The organism is Emticicia sp. (assembly GCF_049241225.1).
GTDB lineage: Bacteria > Bacteroidota > Bacteroidia > Cytophagales > Spirosomataceae > Emticicia.
On the sequence record NZ_JBMLRC010000041.1, the window covers coordinates 1 to 23444 of the forward strand.

At 32.5% G+C, this 23444-nt stretch carries 25 protein-coding genes; 20 read left to right on the plus strand and 5 right to left on the minus strand.

All coding sequences use genetic code 11. From position 1 onward, the window contains the following. Nucleotides 1-102 precede the first annotated feature (102 nt). Nucleotides 103-1533, minus strand: a complete 1431-nt coding sequence (locus ACOVO2_RS02495) for an AAA family ATPase (protein ID WP_421768457.1) — start codon at nucleotides 1531-1533, stop codon at nucleotides 103-105. A 268-nt stretch (nucleotides 1534-1801) separates the two neighbouring features. Between ACOVO2_RS02495 and ACOVO2_RS02500 the strand changes: the two genes are divergently transcribed. Both ACOVO2_RS02500 and ACOVO2_RS02505 read left to right on the plus strand, forming a co-directional pair. Further along, the gene (locus ACOVO2_RS02500; RefSeq protein ID WP_421768458.1) at nucleotides 1802-2227 is read left to right on the plus strand and encodes a DUF1896 family protein; all 426 of its coding nucleotides are present in this window, start codon (nucleotides 1802-1804) and stop codon (nucleotides 2225-2227) included. Next, on the plus strand, nucleotides 2217-7217 hold the full coding sequence (locus ACOVO2_RS02505) for a helicase-related protein (RefSeq protein WP_421768459.1): 5001 nt from the start codon (nucleotides 2217-2219) through the stop codon (nucleotides 7215-7217). Before ACOVO2_RS02500 ends, ACOVO2_RS02505 begins: the two co-directional genes overlap by 11 nt. A gap of 367 nt (nucleotides 7218-7584) precedes the next feature. Here the strand turns inward: ACOVO2_RS02505 and ACOVO2_RS02510 are convergent, their stop codons facing one another. Further along, on the minus strand, nucleotides 7585-8775 hold the full coding sequence (locus ACOVO2_RS02510) for a relaxase/mobilization nuclease domain-containing protein (protein ID WP_421768460.1): 1191 nt from the start codon (nucleotides 8773-8775) through the stop codon (nucleotides 7585-7587). 1 nt (nucleotide 8776) lies between these two features. Next, complete coding sequence (locus tag ACOVO2_RS02515; RefSeq protein ID WP_421768461.1) at nucleotides 8777-9301, minus strand: plasmid mobilization protein; 525 nt, start codon at nucleotides 9299-9301, stop codon at nucleotides 8777-8779. 314 nt (nucleotides 9302-9615) lie between these two features. Here ACOVO2_RS02515 and ACOVO2_RS02520 point away from each other — a divergent pair, with 314 nt between their 5' ends. From ACOVO2_RS02520 to ACOVO2_RS02530, 3 genes are read left to right on the plus strand one after another with little or no spacing between them, the layout of a single operon-like run. Beyond that, a complete protein-coding gene (locus ACOVO2_RS02520) occupies nucleotides 9616-9963 on the plus strand; it encodes a hypothetical protein (protein WP_421768462.1) in 348 nt (115 codons plus the stop codon). A 9-nt stretch (nucleotides 9964-9972) separates the two neighbouring features. After that, entirely contained in the window at nucleotides 9973-10680 is a 708-nt protein-coding gene (locus tag ACOVO2_RS02525) for a hypothetical protein (protein ID WP_421768463.1), read from the plus strand. Continuing rightward, nucleotides 10677-10955: a hypothetical protein gene (locus ACOVO2_RS02530; RefSeq protein ID WP_421768464.1), complete on the plus strand. Its 279-nt coding sequence runs from the start codon at nucleotides 10677-10679 to the stop codon at nucleotides 10953-10955. Before ACOVO2_RS02525 ends, ACOVO2_RS02530 begins: the two co-directional genes overlap by 4 nt. Before the next feature lie 51 nt (nucleotides 10956-11006). On the opposite strand, the gene ACOVO2_RS02535 is transcribed toward ACOVO2_RS02530, so the two are convergent. Both ACOVO2_RS02535 and ACOVO2_RS02540 read right to left on the minus strand, forming a co-directional pair. After that, nucleotides 11007-11789, minus strand: a complete 783-nt coding sequence (locus ACOVO2_RS02535) for a hypothetical protein (protein WP_421768465.1) — start codon at nucleotides 11787-11789, stop codon at nucleotides 11007-11009. Nucleotides 11790-11800: 11 nt separating this feature from the next. After that, nucleotides 11801-12547: a ParA family protein gene (locus ACOVO2_RS02540; protein WP_421768466.1), complete on the minus strand. Its 747-nt coding sequence runs from the start codon at nucleotides 12545-12547 to the stop codon at nucleotides 11801-11803. A gap of 183 nt (nucleotides 12548-12730) precedes the next feature. On the opposite strand from ACOVO2_RS02540, the gene ACOVO2_RS02545 reads away from it, so the two are divergent. The 15 genes from ACOVO2_RS02545 to ACOVO2_RS02615 all read left to right on the plus strand — a co-directional run bounded on the left by ACOVO2_RS02545 (nucleotide 12731) and on the right by ACOVO2_RS02615 (nucleotide 23406). Further along, on the plus strand, nucleotides 12731-13447 hold the full coding sequence (locus ACOVO2_RS02545) for a hypothetical protein (protein WP_421768467.1): 717 nt from the start codon (nucleotides 12731-12733) through the stop codon (nucleotides 13445-13447). Between the two features lie 69 nt (nucleotides 13448-13516). Beyond that, nucleotides 13517-13816, plus strand: a complete 300-nt coding sequence (locus tag ACOVO2_RS02550; RefSeq protein WP_305951665.1) for a DUF4134 domain-containing protein — start codon at nucleotides 13517-13519, stop codon at nucleotides 13814-13816. Then, nucleotides 13816-14079, plus strand: coding sequence for a DUF4134 family protein (locus ACOVO2_RS02555; protein ID WP_421768468.1), 264 nt, complete (start codon nucleotides 13816-13818; stop codon nucleotides 14077-14079). Before ACOVO2_RS02550 ends, ACOVO2_RS02555 begins: the two co-directional genes overlap by 1 nt. Beyond that, nucleotides 14066-14323: a hypothetical protein gene (locus ACOVO2_RS02560; protein WP_421768469.1), complete on the plus strand. Its 258-nt coding sequence runs from the start codon at nucleotides 14066-14068 to the stop codon at nucleotides 14321-14323. The genes ACOVO2_RS02555 and ACOVO2_RS02560 overlap by 14 nt, the downstream gene beginning before the upstream one ends. After that, entirely contained in the window at nucleotides 14324-14527 is a 204-nt protein-coding gene (locus ACOVO2_RS02565; RefSeq protein WP_421768470.1) for a DUF4134 family protein, read from the plus strand. Then, entirely contained in the window at nucleotides 14524-14835 is a 312-nt protein-coding gene (locus ACOVO2_RS02570; protein ID WP_421768471.1) for a DUF4133 domain-containing protein, read from the plus strand. The genes ACOVO2_RS02565 and ACOVO2_RS02570 overlap by 4 nt, the downstream gene beginning before the upstream one ends. Before the next feature lie 4 nt (nucleotides 14836-14839). After that, complete coding sequence (locus tag ACOVO2_RS02575) at nucleotides 14840-17299, plus strand: TraG family conjugative transposon ATPase (protein WP_421768472.1); 2460 nt, start codon at nucleotides 14840-14842, stop codon at nucleotides 17297-17299. Between the two features lie 38 nt (nucleotides 17300-17337). Then, the gene (locus ACOVO2_RS02580) at nucleotides 17338-18303 is read left to right on the plus strand and encodes a hypothetical protein (RefSeq protein WP_421768473.1); all 966 of its coding nucleotides are present in this window, start codon (nucleotides 17338-17340) and stop codon (nucleotides 18301-18303) included. 9 nt (nucleotides 18304-18312) lie between these two features. Then, nucleotides 18313-19275 carry a conjugal transfer protein TraJ gene (locus tag ACOVO2_RS02585; RefSeq protein WP_421768474.1) on the plus strand — a complete coding sequence of 321 codons (963 nt, stop codon included), beginning with the start codon at nucleotides 18313-18315 and terminating at the stop codon, nucleotides 19273-19275. Between the two features lie 6 nt (nucleotides 19276-19281). Next, nucleotides 19282-19899, plus strand: coding sequence for a conjugative transposon protein TraK (gene traK, locus ACOVO2_RS02590; RefSeq protein ID WP_305951673.1), 618 nt, complete (start codon nucleotides 19282-19284; stop codon nucleotides 19897-19899). Between the two features lie 34 nt (nucleotides 19900-19933). Then, on the plus strand, nucleotides 19934-20110 hold the full coding sequence (locus tag ACOVO2_RS02595; protein WP_421768475.1) for a hypothetical protein: 177 nt from the start codon (nucleotides 19934-19936) through the stop codon (nucleotides 20108-20110). Between the two features lie 17 nt (nucleotides 20111-20127). Continuing rightward, nucleotides 20128-21402 carry a conjugative transposon protein TraM gene (gene traM, locus ACOVO2_RS02600; RefSeq protein WP_421768476.1) on the plus strand — a complete coding sequence of 425 codons (1275 nt, stop codon included), beginning with the start codon at nucleotides 20128-20130 and terminating at the stop codon, nucleotides 21400-21402. 10 nt (nucleotides 21403-21412) lie between these two features. Further along, on the plus strand, nucleotides 21413-22360 hold the full coding sequence (gene traN / locus ACOVO2_RS02605) for a conjugative transposon protein TraN (RefSeq protein ID WP_421768477.1): 948 nt from the start codon (nucleotides 21413-21415) through the stop codon (nucleotides 22358-22360). Beyond that, entirely contained in the window at nucleotides 22329-22931 is a 603-nt protein-coding gene (locus tag ACOVO2_RS02610) for a conjugal transfer protein TraO (RefSeq protein WP_421768478.1), read from the plus strand. The genes traN and ACOVO2_RS02610 overlap by 32 nt, the downstream gene beginning before the upstream one ends. Before the next feature lies 1 nt (nucleotide 22932). Next, complete coding sequence (locus ACOVO2_RS02615) at nucleotides 22933-23406, plus strand: hypothetical protein (protein ID WP_421768479.1); 474 nt, start codon at nucleotides 22933-22935, stop codon at nucleotides 23404-23406. The last annotated feature ends 38 nt before the right edge of the window (nucleotides 23407-23444 follow it).

Below are 23444 nucleotides of genomic sequence, written 5' to 3' on the forward strand. Positions count from 1 at the left end.
CTTGATTATCATATATTTATAAGATATATGTCAAGTCATTTTAGTAGCATATGTTTTGTTATATAACTTATATTATGTTAAATAATAAGCAATTTAAATTGCCTATTCAAATAGACAATTTATTGTAATTTCGTTATCAATTTCAGAACTATTATAAGAACTTTTGTCTATTCCAAATGTAGTAATCATCGTAATAAAAACACTATATTTTGTACCACTCAACTCTTTGAATAAACTTCGTTTTTCTCGTAGATTGTTCGCTAATTTTTCAATGAATCTTATCGTTCCATTATAAAACTTTATTTCGCATAGATTTATCGCATTGTCTGCTCTACTTATGAGCATATCTATCTGAAATCCTTGTGTTTTATCATCTCCTTTTTTATAAAAACTATTGACATATGTTTGTATTCCAGAAATACCCAAACACTTTTTGATTGCTTCTGCATGTTTTATACAAATGGTTTCAAAAGCATACCCCTGCCATGTCTGATAAATACTTGAAGTCGTCTGAAACTTTAGCCAATCTTCAATAGTTCCATACTTTTTCCCATCAATAAAATGTAAGTAAAAACGACTGTATTCATCAGCTAAACGATAAATCATATCTTTTTTCTGATTGAACAAAGGTTGAATTTTCATTATGAAAGAACTTTCTTCCAAATCTTCTAATATTCGATTTAGACTTCCTCCATCTGCAAGTTTACTAATTTGAGCAATTTCAGTTCGAGTAAGCCCGCTCCATTTTTGTGCTAAAGCTCTGATTACTGCAACATGGTTTTGGTAATTATCAAATAATGACGCATATACATCATCAAACTCGGTGCGAAGTAAACCTGTTTTGGAAAAACAAATTCTATGAATAGCTTGTGCTGCCGACTCACCAGCTTTTAACTGGCTTAAGTATAAAGGCACTCCCCCCACACACATATAAATTTGCAGTATATCATAGTCAGAAATACCTTTATTGATAGTCTTAATAAATGTCCTTGTCTCAGAAAGAGTAAACGGTTCGAGATGTATCCTTTGTGTGACACGATTATGTAACCCACCTCGATGCTGAATTATCTTTCTGACCATCCATGAAGTTGCCGAGCCACTAATTACCACTAATAAGTTTTGTGTCGATGCCCAATCATTCCACCAATAACCAAACTCCTCTAAAAACCCTGACTTCTTATGGTCTATCCACGGAAATTCATCAAAAAATAAGACTTTCTTTTTCTTTGTCTTACGTAGCCCCAATAAATATTTCTTTAATAATGAGAATGCTTCATGCCAATTTTTAGGCTGAAAAGCATCTATTGGTTCTTTTGAAAAATCTGATAGTTTTTCAGCAAACTTTTTCAGTTGATTAGCCCTATTGGCGTGCTGTGTTCCTGTAAATTTAAAAACAAAATTTTCTACATAAACATTATTAATTAAAAAGGTCTTCCCTACCCTTCTTCTGCCTGTAACCATCAATAAACCAGCATTTTGTGATTCCAAAAGATGATTCATCTCTTTCTGCTCTCCTATTCTACCAATAATCATTCCGATATATTTTATTGTGTAAATATACAAACACAAACTTAACATACAAATTATATTTGGCGGAATCTAATATAAAACAAATACATTCCGCCAAATATAACACCAAGTAACACATCCAAATTCAAGTATTGGAAAAATTATAAGCAATCGAAAATAGGCTATAATCATTAGAGTAGATATAAGTTTATAATTTTCAAGGTCCGAAAAATTGAGTAAAAGATTCTTTTGCATAAATTGCAGTTTCAATAATATATTAATTAAAATAAATATGAATCAAAATTATTTTTATTTAACACTATTTGAGTATTTAGATAGAGTCAGGCCAATTATTATTGATAATAATCCTGAAGAAGAACTTTTAAAATTTATCCAAAAACGAGTTCAATTAGCTGAAAAAGAATTTGAACTACAAAGAAGAAAAGGTATTGACGTATTGGCTGCTCAAGAAATCGCTCAAGAAATATTATTTGAAGATTTGATGTCGGAAGAAGAAATATTTCTGAGAGATTTAATTGAAAAAAGCTTATCAGACTTAAATAAAACTATGAGCGGAGGAAAAGAACTGAACGCTTTAATAAAACAACTTCTACCCATGTATCATGAATTAAAAACTAACGCTGAAATACCCTACATGCAAATAAAGCATGAACTAATAACCCAAATAGACAACCTAATCCTTTCAAATGGCTTTTAATCAAAAAAACACACTTCTTCAAAATATTAAAGCAGTTGAATTGGCTTTTCAACTAAATAAAAATAATCAAAATCCAACTTCTGAACAGATTCAATTACTCCAATCCTACGCTGGATTCGGTGGAATAAAAGCAATACTAAACCCAATTTTGGATGATAGTGCATGGAAAACACAAGTTGATATTGAATTACGACCATTACTCCAACAGTTTTACCAAATTATTTATGAAAATGTTGGAGAAACACAATTCCAAGAATATTATAACAGCCTAAAAGCGAGTGTACTGACCAGTTTTTATACTCCCCCCCCTATTACTTTAGAAATTGGTAAAGCGTTAAAGGATACAGGCCTACAATCATCAAAATTTCTCGACCCTTCCGCAGGTATTGGTCAATTTCAACAATCATTTATTGATGCAGGATTGAAACATCAAGATAGTTTGATGTTTGAAAAAGATTTATTAGCTGGTTTGATATTATCTGCTCTTTATGGAAAAAATCAAGTAAGGAATCAAGGTTTTGAAGAAATTAGCTCAAGATATACCAATCATTTTGAAATTGTCTCATCAAATATTCCTTTTGGAGATTTGAATGTTTGGGATGCAAGCTTTATGAATGATAAAACTAAAAGAATTTCTTGTAAAGCTATTCACAATTATTTTTTCTACAAGACAATTGATGTAACACAAGAAGGTGGAGTTATCGCATTCATTACATCAAACGGGGTAATGAACTCCCCTACTAACGACCCAATTAGGCAATATTTAATGCGAAAAAGCGATTTAGTTTCTGCCGTTCGTTTTCCACACAACCTGTTTAGTGAAAATGCAGGAACAAGTGTTGGAAGTGATTTGATAATTCTACAAAAGAACACACTAAAAACAACATTGACGGACAAAGAAAGAAGTTTTGTCAGAAATATTAGAGATGGAGAAATAGTAGGTAATGATTATTATACTAAAAATGACAATATCATTTTTACAAAACAAAAAATAGATACCGACCAATATGGAAAACCTGCAATAATTTATCATCATGAAGAGGGCGTTTCTGGGATAGCAGACAAAATGACCACTATACTGAAACGAGATTTTAGTGAACATTTTAAGTTAGAGAACTTCCAGAATAGTAAAGTAAAAACACCCATTTTCATACAAAATGATTTGTTTTCAGAATTATACAATCAATCAATTCCTTTTACTCAGCCATTAAAAAATCATTATCGAATCGGCACTGTCGTAGAACAAAATGACAAGGTCGGAAAAATTACAAGCATTGATTTTTCAAACAATACGGCTAATTTTTTACCAGTCGATTATTCAAAATTAGAGCAAAATAAAGTAAAAAATTACCTTCTTATAAGGGATATATATCTCAATCTATTTGATTACGAAAAGGAGTATTCGGAAGAGAACCATCAACTAAGAAATAATCTGAATGAATTATACAATGAATTTTATGAAAAATTTGGCAATCTAAACGCCGAAGAAAATGTAGGGCTGATATTAACGGATTTTCATGGCAAAGAAATTTTAACACTTGAACGTGCAAAAAATGGTGAATTCATAAAAGCTGACATTTTTACAGAACCCGTTTCTTTCTCTAAAGTACAAATTGAAAACTTCAACGCAGATGAAGCCCTGATTGCTTCTCTTAATAAATTGGGAAATGTGAATCTTGAATACATGTCAAGCATTTCAAAAAAAAGCAAAGAACAACTTATCAATGACCTCCAAAACAAAATATTCTATAACCCCATTGATAAGAATTTTGAAATCAAAGACAAATTTTTGTCTGGTGATATTATCGCAAAGCTTCAGACATTTAAAAATTTATCCGAATCATTACCCAGTAGTCAGTTTATCAGAGATTCTATCTTATTCTTAGAGGAAAATCAACCAACTAAAATTCCTTTTGAATTATTGGATTTCAATTTTGGTGAGCGATGGATTCCTACAAAAATATATTCCGAATATGCGACAAATCTTTTCAATACTCGTATTGTTGTCAATTATTCATCTTCATCTGACGAATTTTCTGTAAAGAGTCCTTACGATAGTTCTAATGCACTAATCAGCTCACAGTTTGCCGTGCAAAGTCAAAGTCGATTGTACGACGGTATTTCATTGATGAACTATGCACTTTTAAATACAAGTCCCGAGATTACTAAGAACATATCTGTCGATGGTAAGGAAATAAAAGTAAAAGATAATGAAGCGATTCGACTGGCAAACAGTAAAATTGATGCTATTAGAGAGTCTTTTATCGAGTGGCTGACTAGACAAGATGACCAATTCAAGAATAATTTATCAGAACTTTATAATCAAAAATTTAATTGCAATATTAAGCCTAAATATGATGGTTCTCACCAGAAATTTACAGATTTAAATTATCGGAATTTGGGTATAACAGACCTCTATAAATCACAAAAAGATGCGGTTTGGATGTTGTTGCAGAATGAAGGTGGGGTCGCCGACCATGAAGTAGGTTCGGGCAAAACATTGATTATGTGTGTTACTGCTTATGAAATGAAGCGATTAGGACTTGCCAACAAACCACTTATTATTGGTTTGAAAGCCAATGTTCACCAAATAGCAGAGACTTTTCGTTCTGCATATCCTGATGCCAAACTGCTCCACCCTGGACAACAAGACTTCACACCTGAAAACAGAATAAAATTATTTAATGACATAAAGAATAACTCATGGGATTGTATAATCCTTACTCATGACCAATTTGGTAAAATTCCGCAATCTCCACTCATTCAAAAGCAAATTTTAGGCGAGGAATTACGCAATTTAGAATTAGATTTAGATGTTTTGAGAAGTCAAGGCAAAGAAGTTTCAAAATCACTTTTAAAAGGTTTAGAAAAACGCAAAGAGAATCTAAGTTCTAATTTAAAAAGCATTGAGTATCAAATAAATCAGAAAAAAGATAATATAACCGACTTTCAAGCAATAGGCATCGACCATATATTTATTGATGAAAGCCATCGTTTTAAAAATCTGACCTTCACTACTCGTCATAATCGTGTGGCAGGATTGGGAAATATTGATGGAAGCCAACGCTCGCTGAATCTACTTTACGCCATACGAACGATACAAGAACGAAAAGGAAAAGACTTGTGTGCAACTTTTCTTTCAGGTACAACAATTTCTAATTCGTTGACCGAACTTTATCTAATTTTCAAATATCTACGTCCAAGAGCTTTAGAAAAGCAAAACATTGTCAATTTCGACGCTTGGGCATCTGTCTATGCCAAAAAGACTACTGATTTTGAGTTTTCGGTTACAAATAAAATTATTCAGAAAGAGCGATTTAGGTATTTTATTAAAGTACCTGAGCTGGCAATGTTTTATAATCAAATTACTGATTATAGAACAGCTCAAATGATAGGTATTGATAGACCGATGGCTCAACAAATTTTGGTGAGCATCCCTCCCACCCCACAACAAGAAATTTTCATTCAAAAACTAATGAAATTTTCAGAAACTGGCGATGCTACTTTACTTGGGCGTTCTCCGTTGGTAGGAGCTGAAGAAAATGCCAAAATGTTGATAGCAACAAACTATGCAAAAAAAATGGCGGTTGATATGAGATTAATAAGTCAACAATACGAAGACCATCCCAATAATAAACTTTCACAATGTGCGAAAAGACTTTTCAAACATTACAAAGAAACCAATCCACATTTAGGTACACAATTGGTATTTTCAGATATTGGCACATACAAACCCGCTAATTGGAACATCTATTCTGAATTAAAAAGAAAATTGGTTGATGAATATGGAGTAAAACCATCAGAAATTAGATTCGTACAAGAGTTTACCAGTAGTTTACAACGAGAAAAGCTCTTTGAAGATGTAAATTCAGGTAAAATACGTATTTTAATGGGTTCAACAGAAACTATGGGCACAGGTGTAAACGTTCAACAAAGGATTGTTGCAATGCACCATTTAGATATTCCTTGGAAGCCTTCAGAATTTGACCAGAGGGTTGGTCGTGGGTCTCGAAAGGGTAACGTGATTGCCAAAGAGCATTACGGTAATATTGTAAAAAACTATATTTACGCTGTTGAAAAAAGTTTGGATAATTACAAATTTAACCTACTTCAAAATAAATCGCTGTTTATATCACAAATAAAAAACAGTAACATGGCTACTCGAAGAATTGATGAAGGTTCATTAGATGAACAAAATGGGATGAACTTTAACGAATACATTGCAATCTTATCGGGGAATACTGATTTATTAGAAAAAACCAAAGTAGAAAAAAAAATTGGGTCTTTAGAAGCCGAAAAACAATCCTTCTTAAAAGACATTGCCTATAATCGAAGTAAATTAGATGCTCTTTCAAACAATTTTGATAAATCGACAAAGGTATTAGGTTTTTTGGAAAAGGATTTGGCAAAACTCAATAAAAATTCAAAATTTGATGAACAAGGAAATCGAATAAATCAATTTTCGTTGAAAACCTTTGAATCAGCAGACCCTGAGGAAATTGGAAAATATCTACTACGATTAAAGAAAACATTCGATACAAAAGAAAATTCGGTAAGTATTGGTAACATCTATGGATTTGACATCATGGTCAAAACAGAAACATATTTCAATGATTTGGGCAGACACAAGGACAATATTTTTACTGTAAAATCGGATGAATTGAGTTATAGGCATAACAATGGCCATATACAGTCTGGAAACCCCAAAGTTGCCCTGAAACAATTTATTAACTCATTAGAAAAAATACCAACATTAATTGAGGATAACCGTAAAAAACTAATAAATTTTGAGAGTGAAATTAAAATTTTAAAAGAATTTGTCGGTAGTAAATGGAACAAAGAAAGCGATTTAAAAACGCTAAAAACTGAATTAAAAAGATTAGAAAAAAAGATAGAATCAACAATGGAAACAAACAATAAAGAGGATAAAGTAGAAGAATTATCTAAAAATAACACTGAAACTCGACCAAAAACTGGAGTAAGAATGTAAAAATTTAAATTTATAAAAGTAGGAAGAAGGCCCAGCCTCCCTCCTACTTATTTAATTCTAAAGAAATTGAACTTCGTTTAGCATCACATGAAAAACTACACCATCAAAATCTTGGTTTAATGAAAAAATAAAATCAGCAGTCGTTTGTTCTTTATTGCACAAAATTACATCACTACTCAAAATCAGTTTTACATATCCGTGAGTTCCTATCCTCAAATTTGGCAATGATTTTTTTAATCGGCATGGGTACATGTCTATTGGTGGTTCGGTTATCATTAAAGAAAGCTTGTTGTGAAAAATAGGTGGCAAAATTATAATCAATTCTTGAAACATTAGTATCATTGAATGATATTTGAAGCAACATTTTTCAAATTTTCTTCTTCAGCCCCCATTTTTTACTATTTATCCCTTTTCTAATTTTATTATTATTGAGGCTCTGGTCTATTTTTGCTAAATCTTGTTCCGTCTGAAAGTTTGCTTGGCTTGACTCTAATAAATCACTGATTAGTGGAGTATTTTCATTATTATCGTATTTTATCATTGGAGAATTTTCATTGAATCTTCTTTGAATATCTTCCATTCGATAGCCATCACCTAAACTTGAACCTAACACAAATTTGCATCCAAGACCCTTCTTTTCAAATTTTATATCTCTCTTTGAATCCTTCTCAACAAGTCTCACCGAATAACCCTGAGTTTGAAGTTTCTGCTTAAACACTTGATAATTTCCCACCTTTGGTAAAACGACATCAATAATTCTTCTTAGGTTAATAATTTCTGATGATTTCACAAAATTTGGAATAAATTTTCCCTTCAATCTTTTTGATAAATTACTTAATGAGTATTCTTTTCCTAAATCACTACCTTTGATTCTGATATTATTTTTAGGTAAAACAAAGGTTATTCCCCTACCCTTTTCAATCAGATATCCATATTTTTGCATCATTATAGTGAACTCATCTATAGATTGAGCATTAGGTAGATAAGCGTCAATTAAAGCTCTTAACTCATCCGCATATTTATTTTTAATAGGATTTTCCTTGCCATCAATTTTGTTTGCTCTACCAATTTCAACAGCTTTCAATCCGTATTTGTTTTCAATTTTTCTGCAAAAAGTATTAATTCGATAATAATTATTCGACGTTTTTACAGCATTTTTGGCCTCTAAATCAAGTCTATTTGCAATGATATGAAAATGATGATGTTCTTTGTCATAATGTCTAAAAGCAATCATTTGTCTTTCAAAGAAGCCAAAGTCTAAGGCAAAATCTACCGTGATTTTTTCTAATATTTCATTGGATGGATTTTCATCTTTGGGAAAAGAAAAACATTGATGCCAAAATGGTTGTGTACAGTTTTGGTTTAGTCGTGCAATGCCTGAAAACTGTTTAGCAATAGCCGACAAATTTAGGCGACCGTCGGAAGGTAAAACCTGAACATTTTGTGAGAAAATATACTCTCCTCTTACATTCTTATCTTTCTTTGATTTTGTACTTTCATAATAGCAATAATTCAGTAAGCCGCTAATATTGCCACCAGTAATAGCTTTTCCAATCATCTCACAAATTATAATAGGTTGTGTATTGAGTTTTCAATTTTATGAGAATCATTTTCAGAGAAATTAACTCTCCCCTACCTTCAACTATATTTAAAGATAAATTTGCTTCAATTTTATCGATAGCTTTTTCTATAGCTGAAATGTATTCAGGATTATCTACTTCATGCAAAACAATTTTTTCAGCATTTAGAACTGTATTAAATATACTATTCTCCATTTCAATAAACTTCTTACGCAATTCATCATCTGCTTTTATTTTTAATGCTAATAGTTTCAATAAGCCCGAAATCTTCTTTAGGTCATTTAACTCCTTCCTAATTACATCTGGTAACATTCTAAATTTAGGGTGCTTCTCAAGTTTATCCAGTACCAAATTTCTTGAATATTCGCTTGTACTCATCGCCAACTGACCTGCTTTATTCACAATCATTGTCTTTTCATCGTGAGTCAAATGAATAATTATACTTGCAGCTTTATTACCTTGTGTCAATCTCGGTCTCCCACCATTATTAGCTTTTCCATTCATCTTATAACACAAATATTAAATCCTAATTTTCTATGAGGGAAACCGAATAGCAAGGTAGTTTTTTGACTCAAAAAACATAGCTTGCTACTTTTAAAAATTGGTCGAAGTTTCTATTTCGGTGCTAAACAATCCAATAAACTTCTTTTATACAAATATTTTTCCCGCAAAAACAGGTCTTTTTAATTACGATTGAATATTGATTTAACCACGATTTAACTTTCATTTAATATTTATTGAATCTGAATAAATATCATTGAATAATACTTTAAGTTTGCAACTTTAATAAAATTTGCATCTATATTTGACCTCTAATTATGGTAGTTACACGAAATTATTTAGTCTGGGCATTAGAAAATAATATCAAAACCAAGAATTACCTTTTGTATTGGTATTTCCAAGAATTGATAGATTCTTCATTGACAAGCTCTCTGGTTCAGAAGAAAATTTCTGATGATTTAGGACATGCAATTAAGAAATCACAAATTGAAACCATTCGATACAGGATTCCTACCGCTAAATTACAAGCATTCAAAACACTCATTTCGATTGAAAAAGCAACTGGGCATTTGCCTAAAACAATCATCTCTGAAAATAAGGCAGAATTTACAAATCCATTTGAAAAGAATAACACCGACGACTCATTCATAAAACTCATTTCATAGCGTACACTTATGTCAAAAAAACAAGTTCATTTTATTGTCCAATCAAAAGGTGGAGTTGGAAAGTCATTTCTAACTTACTTACTCGCCCTCAAAAATCAGTTTAAAGAAGATGCTGCTTTCTTTGACTTAGATTCATCTACTCAAACCTCGGTTAATCAATTGAAATTTCTCAAAGATAAAAATCGAGTCTATAAGATTTCTCTTTTGGATGATAGAAAGAAAATCATTCGAGATAGGTTATTTACCAGCATCAAAAAAATAGTCGAGTTTGCTGAATTTCAAACCTATTTTTTAGATTTTGGAGCACCCGAAAGTGAGCAACTCCCTGCACTATTTAGTATTGACTTTAAAGCAAATGCATTAAAGAAATTTGAAAATCAAATTAATGCTACATTTATTTTTCATATTGTGGTTGCTGGAAATACTGCTTATATGGCCTCAATGGAATACCTAAAAAGTATGATTCAAACACTTGAGGGGCATTTTCCAATTATCACCCACGCCAACGAAAATAGCTTTTATGGTTTTCAAGAGATTTTGGAAGAAGCAAAAAATTATTGTTTAAAAAACCAAGTGGAGTTTAGATGCTTCGGCGATATAGATACACAAAGTCATATAGGCAATCAGATTCTAAACTTAATTCAGCAAGGAGCAGGGATTGAAAACTATGATATTTTGGAACAACTTAAGATTGAAGAAGAATTTGCAAAATTATGAAGCCTGATTTTTTAGAAAAAGCAAGCCGAAACTTTGAAGATAAATATGGAGTAAAATTAGGGAAAAGTGGGGCATTATTTTTATCTCTCATCGTTCAAAATGGCAAAGAAAATAATGAAATGATAAAAAAAGCTACTGATAAAATTAAAGAGAGCGTTGTTTCACAATCTATTTATTTTGCTGATAAAAAGCAAGCATTTTATTTTGGTTTGGGCTTGGCTTTACCCATTGGAATTGCCTTACTCCTATTCTTACTTTTTATAAACCTATATTAATTTCAATCACAATAGCCCAACAAATTTAGTATTGGGCTATTGTTATTCATTCTAAATTCTGCGAATAATCCCCATTTTTTCGGCTTGTGATAATGTTATTTGCACTCGATAATCAACACCAATTTCTTCATTGGGATTTTGTCTTATCTCTCGCCAAACATCCACCAAACTATTCTTAATTAGCCATTTACCACTAATTTCTACTCTTATATCATCTAATTTGGCTTTAGAAACCTTAGAACGCATTTTCTTTAAGATTCCTTCTTTTATTTCTTCTTCAGTTGGTTCACTTGGCATTTGAGTATCTTTTACACTATTTGCCAATAACTCGGTCTGCTCAGTTATCATTTTAGCCGTAATCGCTTTTCCTGTATTTAGGCTTTCTTCAACCACTCCTCGCCAAACTTGAAAACGTAACGTAACAGGTATTTGTGCCAAAGCATTTGCATGTGATTCTTTAGAAGGAAGCAAATTAGGTTTGTCGGAAATTTCCGACAAATTATTTTCCGACAATTGGTTGACTATTTCGGCCGCTCCCATTAATTCATACGCCCGTTGTCTTTTTAGTTGCCAGCGGTCTTTGCAGTATGCCTCAAAGGTTGTAAAAGATTCACGATAGAGTTTATTGTTCTTGATTTCAAAAAGAGCATTTCCTACTTCAATAAAGGTTTTTAATCCTTTTTCGATTATTTCTTCGTAGGTATTCAAATTTAATTTTTCTTCACTACTTAAAGCTGATATTACGGTAGTCTCGTCGTCAATCGTGGTCAATTGATTGATTGGCTCGGCGTGTAAATCACGGAGTAAATCATTACTAAAGTTCTTTTTTGCCATTTTGTGTGATTTTAATTAGTTACTTGTTCCAAAATTTCGCTACAAAGACTTTCAAAATCTTTCGCCCCTCTCGAATCAGGAGCATACTCAAAAATACTTTGAGCAAATGCGGTACACTCCATCAAAGAAACATCTTGTCGGATTTGTGTTTTATACAATTTCACGTTGGAATTAGAAAGAAGTTTACTGTGTACCATTTGACCAAACTTTGTTCTAATATCGAATTTATTAAGTAAAATACCTCCTAACTCCAATTTAGGATTCATCCGTTTTTTAATCTTTACACTCAATTGTAATATTTCATCTAACCCTACATAAGCAAAGTTTTCTCCTTGCATTGGCACAATAAAAAAATCACTTGCCACAAGAGCATTTACCGTTAAAGAACCTAAACTTGGAGGGCAATCAATTAAAACAAAATCATAATTTTTACCTTCCAATTGCTCTTGCAAAAAATACCCACTATCTGGTTCTGAATTGATTCGATATTCATAACTTAGTAGGGTTCTGCTTGCTGGAATTATATCAAAGTTTTGTTTCTTGATTAAAGCACTTTCAAAATCCGTTTCGCTCAGAAGTAACTCACCAATATGTTTTCCAGTGGTATTTACTCCAGCGGCAACACTCAAGTTACATTGGGCATCTAAATCTATTAATAACACTTTCTTCCCAACCGAGCTAAGTGCTGCACTCAAATTTAATGTTGTAGTGGTTTTACCTGTACCTCCTTTATTGTTTGTTATTGATATAACTTTCATCTGATATTATTAATCGGGTTTTATATTCCCCAAAAATAACAATTTTAGGAGAAAAAAGCATTTTTTATTGTGTAATAATGCCGTATTTATCAGTTGAAGAAGTTTTTTATTTTAAAAAGTATTATTGAATAATACTTTTTAAAATATTTTGCTTATATTTGCATCATAATCAGCACAAAGAGAATGTTATTATTAAAATTTGGATTACTTTTAAAACTATATCAACCGCTCATTTCTTTAAGTAATTATGTAGTTCTATCAATAGTATTTTCAATCGTAATTATTCTGTTTTTTGAAGTAACAAAAGAGAAAAAGAAAGTAGTCGCTACAACAAATAAGCCCTCGAAATCAAATGAGCAAATAGAGAAAATCAACATTATTGGGAAAAATAAAGATACGGTTTTCTTCCATTCACCAACGGATGAAACTAAATCTGAAAGCATGACAAATGGAGAACAGCTATTTGAACCAAAAACAGATGACATTTTTCAAACCAATGAAATAATTGAAGAACGACAAATTGTTCAATCAGCATCAGGTTTTCAATTTGAAGGAGAACTACCTGATTTGGATAACTTAGAGGACTCTGATTTTGATGAAATAGTTTTTGAAGATGAAATTGAGGAAAATTACTTTGAAAAAGAATCATTAGACATTCTTGAAATAAAAAGGAAATATGATAATGATGAAACTCTAACAGAAGACGAACAAACTGTCATTGATACATTCTTTAAAACTAATGATGAATGGCATTCAGTTGCTCAAATTTCATTTAGCACAGCGGATGAAAATCAACCAATTAGTTTATCAGAAAAGGATAGTATAGACCCACTAATAGAGAAGGAATTTGAGGAAAAAAATGTCTTTGAAGAATTCAATAAACAGATTTTGGTTGAATAAATCCTTGCAAAATTCAGGCGAAATGGCAAAGTAAAAAATGAAACGTGCATATAAATTTCTAATACAAACATGACCAAATACCAAAAATTAATGGCTCAGATAATTGTCTGTGCATTCTCACCTTATTGGGTATTTGCCCAAGCAACCGCAGGAATACAAAAAGCAACCGCCGAAATTAGGGCATTTTTTCAACCACTTACTTTACTCATGTACGCAATTGCAGCAGTAATTGGCGTTTATGGAGCAATTCGAGTTTTCAATAAATGGCAAGCCGGAGATCAAGATACTCAAAAGGCATTGGTTCAGTGGCTTGGAGCATTTATTTTTGTTATGGTGGCAGCATCAGTCATTCAATCATTTGTTGGTTGATGACTATTCTACAAGGCATTATAAGTCCTTATCTAAAAGAATTTACCGATTTGACCTTAGCGAAATCGGTAGTACAACTAATAATGGCTCTGTCGGCAATTATGGGATTATTTTATGCGTACCAAATCTTCAAAAAATTCCAAAATGGAGAAGATGATGCCACGCAAAAGCTTTGGGCATGGCTCACCGCTTATCTGATTCTATTTGTTGGTTTAGTTTTTTTATCCCAAACTCTCTTGAAAAGTAGTGATGCTTTACAATAACCTTATTTTACAAATTTCTGGTCCATTAAATGACTTTGGGAATAGCCTATTGGTTGATGCCCGAACAGCTAAAAACATTGCAATTATGCTCGGCACTGCCTATGGAGCTTGGGGATTATATAAAATCTATGTTGCCTGGAACAATGGAGGTAATGATATTCCTCAAAAACTAATAAGGTGGTTCTTCTCGGTCTTCTTTTTAGGAACATTGATGTTTGCAATCGTAAATTCTATACTTACTTAAATGGCAGAGTTAGTCGCAATATTTTTTGCAGTCAAACGCATCATTCAAGCAATCACAATGATAATTGCGATAGTTGTAGGATTCCGTATTTATAGAAAATGGAATGGGGGTGAAGACATCGAAGAAAACCTTTATTATTGGTTTTTCGGAATATTAAGCACTACCATAGCCGTTGAACTAATAACAAAATTATTCAAACTATGACAACACATAAAATCAATAGAGGTGTTGAGAACGAAATCGAGTTTAAAGGTTTAAAAGGGAGATACGTATATATATCTGCGGTAGGAATTGGTGGCTCTCTTTTCGGGGGTATATTTCTAACAATCATTGGTGTTCCAAATATTCTCTCAAGCACTTTTGCAGGTGTTGGAGCAATTGGAACAACTATCTATGCCTTTCGGCAAAATAAACAAAATGGAAGATGGGGAAAGGATAAAAAAATAGCCCAAGGGATGTATCCAAAGAGTATAAAAAGGCAAACCTTTTTTTTTGATAAATTGATAAAATAAAAACATGAGTAAGGTTATGAATTTAGATGAAAAATTCCCGATTTTAGCCATTGAAGATAACACAGTTATTTCAAAAATGGCTGATATTACTTTATGTTTTGAATTAGAAATGCCCGAAATATTTTCATTGAATGAAACTGATTATGACCACTTGTCAACGCTTTGGGAAAGAGCATTAGGCGTATTACCGATAAATACAGTTTTACACAAACAAGATTGGTACATCGAAGAAAAATACTTGCCGAATTATGATGCAGAATACTTATTAAAAGCCAAAATTGTGTCACATGCCAATGAAAGACACTTTGCGAATAGACCTTTTTTGTCAAGTAAATCTTATTTATTCATTACCAAATCAACATCAACCGTTGAAAAGAAGATATGCACTTCATCAAATTTGTTTAAGGCAAAAGCAGTGCCTAAAACACAACTAAACGAAAAAGATAAAAAGGAGTTTGTTGAAGCCGTTGGGCAACTTATAATGATTTTAAAAGAATCGGGTTTCTACAAAGTTCATGAAATAAACGGCGAAGAAATAAGCAAAATTTACCATAACTATTCGTCATTATCTTTCAAAGAAAATAGTATTTCTGATATTGACCCCAAACAATTTAAAATAGGAGGAAATCACTGTAAAACTTTAACCATCAATCAATTAGAAGATTTTCCATCAGTTATTACAAATCAAACTAAGCTGGAAAAATATTGTACAGACAAAACCTATATTGGAATTTCTCTGGGAGCAAACTTAGGCATTATGCTTCCATTTAGCCATATTTATAATCAAATCATAGTAATCATCGACCACAATGATTTACTACAAAAGTTAAATCAAGATATTAAACGATTTACGTCGCTCTCGGCATATAGTAAAGAGAATTTAGTCAATCGAGATTATAAAGAAGAATTTGTTGAGGTAAGCTTGGCCGATAACGAAAAAGCAGTGGCGGTTCATGCGAATATCTTGATTTGGGACAAAGACTTAAATGTATTGGAAGATAATCGTTCAATGGTTTCTGCAGCAATTACAAAAATGGGATTCAAACCCAAACAGGCAGAATATGATGGTTTTCTGCTTTATTGGTATTGTATTCCTGGTAATGCCGCAGATATTGGAAAAGATAATCTGAGCCTAGTATTCAGAGGTCATGCAATATGTTTGTTGGCTTTAGAAGCAAACTATAAAGATGCTCTTCTCAATAAATTTCAGGGAAATCCACAGGGAATGGTTGTCACAGATAGACTCACTGGAATTCCATTAATGTTAGATGTTTTTGATGAACCTATGCAAAAAGGGTTGGTTACGAATAGAAATGTAATGATTGTTGGGCCATCAGGCTCGGGAAAGTCCTTTTTAACCAATAATCTAATGTATTATCTCTATGAAAGAGGAAGCCATATTACAATTGTGGACACTGGTAACTCTTATAAAAGACTCTGTGAGTTGGTAGGGGGGCGATACATCACCTACGATGAAAAGAAACCTATTGCATTTAATCCATTTCATATTCAATCATTATTGCCTGATTTAGAAACCAAAGAAAACTTAGTAACGATATTAGAAGCTCTTTGGAAGGGAGAAGATTCATCGGTGAGCACCTCAGAAAATACAACCTTAGATGATATGATTGTTCGATTCTACGAAACTTTAGTAGAACTCAAGCAAAAAGGCAAGCATTTCTTCGTAGATTTTAACCTATTTTTTGATTATTGTAATGAAGTATATCCAACCATTTTCAATAAAAATGATGGGCGTGAGAAAGAATTTGACCTAAAAAATTTCTTGTACATCATGCGACGTTATTATAAAAATGGTCAGTATGGATACTTACTTAATAGTCGTGAAAATTTTGAAATTGAGAAACATCCATTTGTAGTTTTCGAGTTAGATAATATAAAAGACCACCCTGTATTATTTCCTATTACTAGTATCATTATCATGAATGCGTATGCCCAAAAGCTGGTTAAAATGAAAGGATTTTATAAGTTTTTAGTCATTGAAGAAGCATGGAAAGCAGTTTCCAATCCTGCATTTGCTCAATTTATGAAATGGGTATCCAAAACAGCTCGTAAACACGGGGGTGGTTTAATAACAGTTACGCAAGAATACCAAGATTTGACGAGTGAATTGGTGAAGGATGCAATCATCAACAACTCACCGACCAAAGTGTTATTAGATTTCTCTCGATACAAAAACTACATACAAGAAGTTGCCAATACACTGGGCTTATCAAGGGCTGAAACGGATATGCTTTTAAGTGTAAATCAAGCAAATGACCCCATGAGAAAATACAAAGAGTTTTTCATCACATTCGGAGGAAATTTATCAAAGGTTTTTGGTTTGGAAGTTTCGCCAGAAGCTTATGCAACTTTTACTACTGAACGTAAAGAGTCTGATTTAATCTATGCACTTTCCGAAAAAATAGGATTAGAAAACGCAATAAAGACCTTTGCCAGAGGATAAACTATCAAATTTTCAATAATTCAAAAACTATAAATTCTATGAAATCATTGAGTAAAAAATGGATTTTAGCTGTAACGATGTTTGTTTTAACGAGTTCGTTAGCTTTTTCGCAGTTTGTCGTAAGCGACCCAATCCATACAGGGATTAGTATTGCTTCAAAAATCTTACACCTCGCAAACCAAATCACCGAAGGGTTGCATTTAGATGAAGTACTAAAAGCCGCCGAAAAATTAAAAAAAGTAAGCAATGGTATAAAAACTTTCCATCGAATTACTCAAACCATTACTAACATAAAAAATGCAGGGGAACATTACCAACAAGCGGTGAAAGTAATAACGACCGACAAACATTTTAAACCAGCAGAAATGCAAAAAATCCTATTAGGCTACGAATCTCTATTACGTGAATCAAATAATGTAATTAGAGACCTTAATCAAGGTACACAAGGTAATTTTTTAGAAATGAAAGATGGCGAACGTTTAGCTTGGATTGAAAAAGTTTGTGATAAAGCCAATCAACATATCAAATCAATTGAGCAATACACAGCATCAGTTAGAGCAATATCAACGATGAGGGCCAAAACCAATGGTGATTATCGAATTACAGTAGCATTATATGGATTTTCTGAGGATTTCTCGACTGCAATCAATAGTAATCAATATTCTTTACCAAGCACGGGAACAATTGATGTGAATTATGGAGATACCGGCTGGAATGGTTATGGTCGGACAGATGCACTTTCTCAAGCAAAGGGGCAATCACAATCAGAAGATGAGGCTGCAAAATCGGCAATGGGTGCATACCAATGGAATTATAATGGAACAATATCTAACACAACTACAACAACCGAAAGAAATACAATCAATGAGAATGTGCCTATTACTCGGAATTCCAACACCATTAATTCAAGCACTACAAAAAATGCGGGAGTTAAAAAGTCAACAGGTTGCATGAAATATGATAAAACAGGGCCATACTGGGACCCAAACTGTACTGACAATTAATCTTTGATTATGGAATTATCAACAGACGTTATAAAACTTATAGAAACAACTTATCGAGAATTAAAAACCTCGATGGCCAATGACTATAAAGGATTAATTGATATTGGTCGTGCAATAGGCGGAATTGGAGCTTTAATGTACATCATTACTAAAATATGGGGTTCGTTATTAAGAAGCGAACCGATTGATTTTGTCCCGTTGATTCGCCCATTCATCATCCTACAACTCATAACATTTTCAAATGCTTTTTGCGAATCATTAGATAGAATGGGAGAGGGGGTATTGCAAATTTCAAACACCAACGTAGGGCAAATGTCATTAAAAATACAAGAATCAATCAAAAAACGAGAGCAAGCACTACAAAAGAGTAATGAAAATGCAAAAGATAAAAATGGAGCAACTTTCACCGAACAAGATAAAATTACAGATATAAGTGCATTTTCTTTTCTATCAGAATTAGGTGCTGCCTATGACCAGTTTATTGCAAAAATTGAGTTAGCGATAGATAAATTTTTAATAAATATCTTGAGTGCCGTGCATGATGTATGTTACATTCTGATGATTTTAGTGAGTGTCTTTTTCCGCTTATTGCTCCGAGTAGTTGCCCCAATTGCTTTTGGAATTGCTATTTGGGACGGTTTCACAAATAATATCTTTGAGTGGGTAGGTAAATATTTGAATTATACTTTTTTACCTTTTGCAGCAGGAATCTATGCTACCATTATTTCTAAGATTGAAGTCATCTACTTAAATGCTCAATTACAAGATTATACAAATAGTGGGGAAGACTCTGTTACTGGAATTTTGATTCTCATGATTTTGAGTATTGTTGGTTATTTTTTTGTACCAACTGCGGCCAATATGATAATTAGTGTTGGCGGTGTTAGTCAAGTTACTTCTGGATTAGGACGAATGACGTCAAGCACAATTTCGAGCGTAAAAAGAGAAACAATTGGAAGAATTGTCAAATAACAGATAATGAAATCACTTCAAAACATAGAAACAAGCTTTCAATTAACCAAAACTATTGCGATAGTGGCCGTGTTGGCTTCACTGATTTATTCTTTAGTGATAACTTTTTTGTATTTTAAAAATACTGATAAAGCAGCAGAAAGAGTTTATATAATGTCATCAGGTGCAGCCATTGAGGCATTTTCATCAAATGTGAGAGAAAACCGACCTGCCGAAGTTAGACATCATTTAAAACGATTGCATGAACTGTTTTTTACGATTTCACCAGACCCTAAAAGTATCGAGCGTAACATGGGTAAAGCCTATTATTACGGCGATGCCAGTATCAAGAAGCTTTACGAAGCCTATTCTGAAAAACAATATTATTATGATTTGATTTCGGCTAATGCTTCTCAAGAAATAAATATTGATTCAGTATTCGTCGATATGAAAGACTACCCATTTACTGCAAAGTGTTTCGCAACCATTAATATCAATCGTTCAACCACCAAAACAACTCGAACATTAGTAACAGATTGTACATTGATGGAAATTAATCGAAGTGATAATAATCCGCATGGCTTAATGGTGCAGAACTGGCGAATTGTTGAAAACAAAGACATTAAAACTGAAGATAATTTTTAGTATTTAATATTCTTGGCAAAAATTAAGGTTAGCAATGAATGAAACGAAAGAATTGAAAGAAATTATTACTGAAAAACTTCAAAACCAAGCACAATTTAGTGGAGAAAAAATTAATTTTTTACAAGAAAAAATTGGTCTGTTTTCTACTAAAATAATTGTAATTGGTATTTTACTGGGCTATGTCTGGTACTTTATTCAACCTCTTTTATAATGAAAATATCAAGCGATATGAATACAATAAATACTAATCAAGTCCGAAGAGTTCGTATAATTGCAATTCCTTTAGTATTCACAATAATCGGTTTCATTGGCTTTAATATCGGGCTTATTGGTGAAGTTGAAGCAAAAACGGTCTCCAACAAAGATATTATCAGTGGATTGCCTGATGCAAAGATTAAAGATTTTGATGATAATAAGTATCAAAATGGAATAGATGCAGCTATACAATTAGAAGAAAAAAATGCTTTTGAAAATAATTCATTGACAGATTTTGATGCTAACAAAATTGGCAGTAACGAAATGCTGAGTAATGATGAAAAACAAACGCTACTGCGTAATCATCTAACTCCAAAGTCAAAAGAAGAAATCCTTTTAGAACATTCTAAGCGAACAAGTACAATTTTGAATGACCAGACAAGAGCCATTCAGAATATTTATAAAACTCAGCCCGAGACAGCCGAACAACGGCAAGTTCAAGCAAATATTCAACGAGCAAAAGAATTGAATAACTATGCTCTTAGTTTATCACAGCAAAATGATTTGATGGCTCTGAACGGAAATAGAACAAATCCGACTTACGTGCAGAGTCCATCCGTTCAGCCATCAAATTATTCTGATATACCACGAGAATCAAACAAACCGCAGTCAGATGTAAAGGTGATTAATGAAAAAGTAATTGCCAGCTCAATTTCGTCTAAAATTGAGGTTGAAGGCAGAAAACTTAACGCATTTTATGGAATAAAGGGTGAAAAGAAAGAAGTAGGGCATAATCACGCATCTACAAATATTCAAGCAGTAATTCATGGTGATGCAGATATAATCAGTGTGGTAAGTGGCTCAAATATTAAGGTTAGATTGACCCAAGATATAAAAGTAAATGGGGTAGTAGTTCCTAAAAATACACTCATAACGGGTACTTGTACCATTAACGCCGATAGGCTCTATATTGGAATCAATACAGTAAAAGTAGGAGACGATTTATTGCCATTACGAGTAAAAGTGGTTGATAATGATGGCGTTGACGGTATTTATGTTCCGAATTTACAAGTAAAATCACAGTTAAATCAAGCAATTGCTCGTAGTACAGATGCCTTAAATTCTCCAGGTTTTTACTCTACACCCAGCAATGCTCCAGCAGGTCAGCAAATTATCGGTCAGATTGCTGCTCAAGGGGTTTCAAGTCTTATTCAAACAGGAAAACAAATTCTAAATCAGAAAGCAAGCGTTGCAAAAGTTAGTATTAAATCCAATCATCAAATTTTACTAATCCCAGTTCAATTTTAATCATTTTATAGTGAAACAACTACATATTTTTCTACTCTTTTTTATTTCAAGTCACGGATTTTCTCAAAAAGATACAACAATTTTATTGAGAGATTCAACATCTAAATTTTTAATGGTAGATGATGCCTTCAAAAGCACTTACGTAATGCCCATAAATAAGAAGTCTGTTCGTGGCTCATATTCCCTGGATGTTTCATTTCAAAAGACCACTCATTTGATTTTTGCCAATAAAATTGTCTATGTCGATTTGGGTTCAGATGCAATCATAGCAGATAAATCAGAACCTGCTCAAAATGTTTTAAGAGTAAAAGCCAATCAAAAAGGATTTTCTGAAACATCTTTAGCAATTATAACCGATGACGGACGATTTTATAGTTTTTTGGTAAACTATGAAGATAATCCTATGAAACTTAATATTTCAATTGCTAATAATATCGAATATGATGAAGAGTTTTCGATAGCAACTGGCCTGAAAAAATCAACACCTGAAAACATAATTATGCCAGAAAATATAATGAATGAAGTAGATTTAGAGCAGACGTGTTTGGATGTAGCGGTTATGAAAAGACAAATTAAAACTACTGGAATTAACCGGATGAAAATGGGGATGACTCTAAATGGTGTTTATATAAAGAATAAAGTCATGTTCCTTCAATTTGAAATCAATAATCACAGCGAAATTGATTATACGATTGATTTTATGAAATTTTATATAAAGGATGTTGATGTTGCCAAAAGAATGGCTTATCAGGAGATAGAAGTGAAGGCATTGTTTGAATATAATAAAAATGTAGGATGGGTATCAAACGGTAAAAGTGCTGTTCGAGTGATTGCGTTGCCTGTGGTTACTTTTCCAAATGACAAGGTAATGACAGTAGAACTATATGAAAAATTAGGGGGGCGACATCTAAAGTTTGATATCGACAATGAAACAATTATTAGTGGTAAATCTTTGTAAGATGATAAAAATTTTAATAGTAATATTCTTGTTTCCAGCTTCATTAATTGCTCAAATTCATAGTAAAAACCAAAAAACAGTAAGTATTTCTGGTGGAATGATGGATAGATTCTCAACAAATAAAAGTGATAATTCGGCTGTTTGGTTAAATATAGCTGTTTCAAAATATAATTCTCGGAGCGGAGGAATTAGGTACGGTCTAAATTTTCAAGAAAAATATTATGAAACTATTATTCAAAAAAGAATACCTGTAAATCAGTATTTCGGGGAGGTCGGATATGGGTTTGAGTTAACAAAATCTCGTAGTAGAAGATTTTATTTGAATGCTCACGTTAGTGGACTTGTAGGCTATGAATCTATAAATAATGAGAAAAAGGAAGTTGGAACTGCATTATTTATTCAAAATGAAAGCAAGATATTAATGGGTATGCAGCTTTGTACTGAAATTGAAATGATTCTAAGCACAAAAACTTCTTTTATTTTAAGCGTTGGTCAAATTTGGACTCCTACATCAGATTTGCAAGATTTTCACAGTAAAGTAGGTTTTGGAGTTCGCATTAATTATTTTTAGTATGAAATATATTGTTACTTTTTTTCTCTTTGGGATTATTGGTTGTACCTCACATTTAGATATAGCTCCAATTTTACAAAATACAAATCAACAAGATGTAAAATTACTACCCGATTTCAATTTTAATATTAGACCAATTTCGGGCTCAGACTTAATAAAATCGTCAGAAAGTCAGGTTTATAGTGTTTATATACGACAATTAGATTTTAAAGTGCAATCTCAAACTTACTATTTAATACTTCAACCAACCGCTGGTTATGATGGCAACATTGAAATCCTCGAAAATCAAAAAGTTAAAACCTATCGTATTGGTGACTGGATACCGATTGAATATGATAGTTTGGTAAATCAGCCAATAAACATACGATATACACCTGTAAGGCCTGCCGTAGGTACATATGCCATAAACTTTAGTTGTTTTGACAAAACAAAACGCACTAAGACCGTAGTGAGGTCTCTAACGGTCAATCCCTAAAATTGAGTTTGTTTGATTTTAGATAAAAAACTAATCAG

What these genes read in the sequence shown, in the direction of transcription:
- ACOVO2_RS02495 (WP_421768457.1), bottom strand. Translation starts at nt 1,533, where the DNA reads ATGATTATTGGTAGAATAGGAGAGCAGAAAGAGATGAATCATCTTTTG.
- ACOVO2_RS02500 (WP_421768458.1), top strand. Translation starts at nt 1,802, where the DNA reads ATGAATCAAAATTATTTTTATTTAACACTATTTGAGTATTTAGATAGA.
- ACOVO2_RS02505 (WP_421768459.1), top strand. Translation starts at nt 2,217, where the DNA reads ATGGCTTTTAATCAAAAAAACACACTTCTTCAAAATATTAAAGCAGTT.
- ACOVO2_RS02510 (WP_421768460.1), bottom strand. Translation starts at nt 8,775, where the DNA reads ATGATTGGAAAAGCTATTACTGGTGGCAATATTAGCGGCTTACTGAAT.
- ACOVO2_RS02515 (WP_421768461.1), bottom strand. Translation starts at nt 9,301, where the DNA reads ATGAATGGAAAAGCTAATAATGGTGGGAGACCGAGATTGACACAAGGT.
- ACOVO2_RS02520 (WP_421768462.1), top strand. Translation starts at nt 9,616, where the DNA reads ATGGTAGTTACACGAAATTATTTAGTCTGGGCATTAGAAAATAATATC.
- ACOVO2_RS02525 (WP_421768463.1), top strand. Translation starts at nt 9,973, where the DNA reads ATGTCAAAAAAACAAGTTCATTTTATTGTCCAATCAAAAGGTGGAGTT.
- ACOVO2_RS02530 (WP_421768464.1), top strand. Translation starts at nt 10,677, where the DNA reads ATGAAGCCTGATTTTTTAGAAAAAGCAAGCCGAAACTTTGAAGATAAA.
- ACOVO2_RS02535 (WP_421768465.1), bottom strand. Translation starts at nt 11,789, where the DNA reads ATGGCAAAAAAGAACTTTAGTAATGATTTACTCCGTGATTTACACGCC.
- ACOVO2_RS02540 (WP_421768466.1), bottom strand. Translation starts at nt 12,547, where the DNA reads ATGAAAGTTATATCAATAACAAACAATAAAGGAGGTACAGGTAAAACC.
- ACOVO2_RS02545 (WP_421768467.1), top strand. Translation starts at nt 12,731, where the DNA reads ATGTTATTATTAAAATTTGGATTACTTTTAAAACTATATCAACCGCTC.
- ACOVO2_RS02550 (WP_305951665.1), top strand. Translation starts at nt 13,517, where the DNA reads ATGACCAAATACCAAAAATTAATGGCTCAGATAATTGTCTGTGCATTC.
- ACOVO2_RS02555 (WP_421768468.1), top strand. Translation starts at nt 13,816, where the DNA reads ATGACTATTCTACAAGGCATTATAAGTCCTTATCTAAAAGAATTTACC.
- ACOVO2_RS02560 (WP_421768469.1), top strand. Translation starts at nt 14,066, where the DNA reads ATGCTTTACAATAACCTTATTTTACAAATTTCTGGTCCATTAAATGAC.
- ACOVO2_RS02565 (WP_421768470.1), top strand. Translation starts at nt 14,324, where the DNA reads ATGGCAGAGTTAGTCGCAATATTTTTTGCAGTCAAACGCATCATTCAA.
- ACOVO2_RS02570 (WP_421768471.1), top strand. Translation starts at nt 14,524, where the DNA reads ATGACAACACATAAAATCAATAGAGGTGTTGAGAACGAAATCGAGTTT.
- ACOVO2_RS02575 (WP_421768472.1), top strand. Translation starts at nt 14,840, where the DNA reads ATGAGTAAGGTTATGAATTTAGATGAAAAATTCCCGATTTTAGCCATT.
- ACOVO2_RS02580 (WP_421768473.1), top strand. Translation starts at nt 17,338, where the DNA reads ATGAAATCATTGAGTAAAAAATGGATTTTAGCTGTAACGATGTTTGTT.
- ACOVO2_RS02585 (WP_421768474.1), top strand. Translation starts at nt 18,313, where the DNA reads ATGGAATTATCAACAGACGTTATAAAACTTATAGAAACAACTTATCGA.
- traK (WP_305951673.1), top strand. Translation starts at nt 19,282, where the DNA reads ATGAAATCACTTCAAAACATAGAAACAAGCTTTCAATTAACCAAAACT.
- ACOVO2_RS02595 (WP_421768475.1), top strand. Translation starts at nt 19,934, where the DNA reads ATGAATGAAACGAAAGAATTGAAAGAAATTATTACTGAAAAACTTCAA.
- traM (WP_421768476.1), top strand. Translation starts at nt 20,128, where the DNA reads ATGAATACAATAAATACTAATCAAGTCCGAAGAGTTCGTATAATTGCA.
- ACOVO2_RS02610 (WP_421768478.1), top strand. Translation starts at nt 22,329, where the DNA reads ATGAAACAATTATTAGTGGTAAATCTTTGTAAGATGATAAAAATTTTA.
- ACOVO2_RS02615 (WP_421768479.1), top strand. Translation starts at nt 22,933, where the DNA reads ATGAAATATATTGTTACTTTTTTTCTCTTTGGGATTATTGGTTGTACC.